Annotated in this window: 3 protein-coding genes; all 3 read left to right on the forward strand. The window is 62.9% G+C overall.

Annotated elements, in window-relative coordinates:
• The coding region (locus EOA27_RS30465; RefSeq protein WP_145970628.1) for a replication-associated recombination protein A at window positions 1–910 on the forward strand (910 nt) is incomplete at its 5' end.
• A gap of 200 nt (window positions 911–1,110) precedes the next feature.
• A complete protein-coding gene (locus tag EOA27_RS30470) occupies window positions 1,111–1,938 on the forward strand; it encodes an aspartyl/asparaginyl beta-hydroxylase domain-containing protein (RefSeq protein WP_189343136.1) in 828 nt (275 codons plus the stop codon).
• Between the two features lie 169 nt (window positions 1,939–2,107).
• Window positions 2,108–2,834, forward strand: a 727-nt coding sequence (locus EOA27_RS30475) for a GAF domain-containing protein (protein ID WP_145970629.1), incomplete at its 3' end; no start/stop codon positions are given.

Genomic DNA, 2,834 nt, shown 5'->3' on the forward strand with positions numbered 1-2,834 from the left:
AGACGGCACCGTGGTGCTGGTCGGCGCCACCACGGAGAACCCGTCCTTCGAGCTGAATGCGGCGCTTCTGTCGCGAGCGCGCGTGCTTGTGTTCCGTTCGCTGGGCGAGGAAAGCATCGCCAAGCTTCTGGCGCGGGCGGAAGAAACCGAGGGCAGGGCGCTGCCGCTTGACGACGAGGCGCGCGCGATGCTGGTCCGCATGGCGGACGGCGACGGCCGCGCCTCGCTGACGCTGGCCGAGGAAGTCTGGCGCGCCGCCAAGAAAGGCGAAGTGTTCGGCCCGGAGGGCCTGCAGCGCGTCATCCAGCGCCGCGCGCCGATCTACGACAAGGGCCAGGACGGCCATTACAACCTGATCTCGGCGCTGCATAAATCGGTACGGGGCTCCGATCCGGATGCCGCCCTTTATTACCTCGCCCGCATGTTCGATGCCGGCGAGGATCCGCTCTATCTCGGCCGCCGGCTGGTGCGCATGGCGGTGGAGGATATCGGGCTCGCCGATCCGCAGGCGCTTGTCGTCGCCAACGCGGCCAAGGACGCCTATGACTATCTTGGCTCGCCCGAGGGCGAGCTCGCCTTCGCTCAAGCCACCGTCTATCTCGCCACCGCGCCGAAATCGAACGCTGTCTATACCGCCTTCAAGGCGGCGACCGCGGCGGCCAAGGAGTTCGGCTCGCTGCTGCCGCCCAAGCACATCCTCAATGCGCCGACCAAGCTGATGAAGCAGGAGGACTACGGCGCCGGCTATCGCTACGACCACGACGAGCCGGATGCGTTTTCAGGCCAGGACTATTTTCCGGAGAAGATGGGCCGGCACACTTTTTACGATCCGCCGGAACGCGGGTTCGAGCGCGACATCCGCAAGCGGCTGGAATACTGGGCGAAGCTGCGCGGCGAACGGAACGGCTGAGTTGCGCGGCCCGTCGGTCGGCGCGCTCGGAACCTGTCGGCTGAGCGTTGAGTGGAATTGTAATATTATGTTGACGGCTGACGGGTCCGCGCGACGGCATTGTGCCGGGAAACAAAAAATCCTATCAAGACGCACGGCTGGCGGGGGTCGCCGTGATTTTGTCCCATGGAACAGGATCGCGCCTTCCCGCGCGAATGGCAATGAAAAAGCAAACCGTCAAGTCGCTCCGCAAGGCCGCCATCGCGGTCGTGGTTCTCGCGCTCGTCTTCTACTTCATCCCGATCCTGACCGCGATCTGGGTCGTCTGCGGCCTGATCGACGTCATGCGCAACGATCAGAAGAACCGAAACCTGTTCGAGCGCTACTTCCTCGGCAACGGCCTGTTCACCTGGCTGCTGTCGCCGTTCAACCTGATTGTCGACCTTCTCTGCTACCGCAACCCCGGCGTCTGGAAGCCCGAGCAGTTCCCTGAAGACTATCAGCGCGAGATCAACGAGGTCCTGGGTGTCTTCAAGGCCCGCAAGGACGAGATCATCGCCGACATCGACGCCAATTTCGGCGCCGGCCGGCGCGGCATGTACGTCTATCAGTGGTACGGCAAGCACAAGATCGACAACGTTCCCGAATTCAACAAGGACTACAAATACATCAAGACGATCGCCGTATCCGTTTTCAGCAAGCGCGAATCCACGTCCTGGCATTTCGGTCCGCTCCGCCTCAGCCTGCGCATCCTCTACAATCTGATCCCGGTGCAGGCGGAGATCTTCGTCCAGTGCGGCAGCAAGAAGAACTACTGGTACGACAACCCTCTGTTCATCTTCGACGACACGCTGTTCCACCGCTCGGTCAACGAATATGACGGCCGCCGCTACTGCGTCTTCGTCGACATCATCAGGCCGTCTCCGTTCCCAAAACTGATCGCGGGCCTTCTCGCCATCGTCTCGGTCAGCGTGGAGCGCATCAATTCGGTCTTCTACAAGAACTGGAAGATGATCGGCTCGTCTAAACCTAAGGCCACCGCCAACTGATCTGGCGCCTCTTCAATCTCCTGGCTCGGCCTGCTCGGCCGGGCCTCGATGCTCTTAAACCAACGTCCTATAGCGCCGATCCGCTGCAACCGTTACAACTCTTCCATCGGATATATCCACAAGGATATAACGACGGGCGGAAGGAGGTCCGCTCGCTGGGAGGATAGGTTTGAGCGGGCGGCAAGCAGCCGGTCATGCGGATTTCGTCCAGGCTTCGATCGCCAGAAGCGATGCGGCCCATTCGGCGTTGGTCGCCTCGTGGCGGCGTTCCCTTCAACTGCATCACCTCGATCCGGCCGAGCGCAAGGCGCCAAGGCGGCTGACCGAAGCCGAATTGCGGCAGGCCCGGCAGCGCATGGAGCGGATGATTCGCGCGGCCGAAGGAAGCCTCAACCGGCTCTATCAGGCGGTCGGCGGTGTCGGTTGCTGCGTGATGCTGGCCGACCGCGACGGCATCCCCGTCGAGCGCCGCGGCGCGGTCGCCGACGACGAGACCTTCGACGAATGGGGCCTGTGGACCGGCACGGTCTGGAGAGAAGACAGTGAGGGAACCAACGGCATCGGCACCTGTCTTGCCGATCAGCGGCCGCTCACCATCCATCGCGACCAGCATTTCTTTTCGCGCAACACGCTGATGAGCTGCACCACGGCTCCCGTCTTTGACTATGAAGGCAACCTGGCGGCCGCGCTCGACGTATCGTCCTGCCGCTCCGACCTCACGGAAGGCTTCGTCCAGCTTATCTCGGTCGCGGTGGGCGATGCCGCGCGCCGTATCGAGGCCGAGAATTTCCGTATGGTTTGTTCCAATGCCCGCATCCTGCTTGCGCCGGTTGCCGAGCGCAGCGCCGGCGCGCTGATCGCCGTCGACGCCGACGACCTTGTGATCGGCGCGACAC

The organism is Mesorhizobium sp. M2A.F.Ca.ET.037.01.1.1 (genome assembly GCF_003998075.1).
GTDB lineage: Bacteria > Pseudomonadota > Alphaproteobacteria > Rhizobiales > Rhizobiaceae > Mesorhizobium.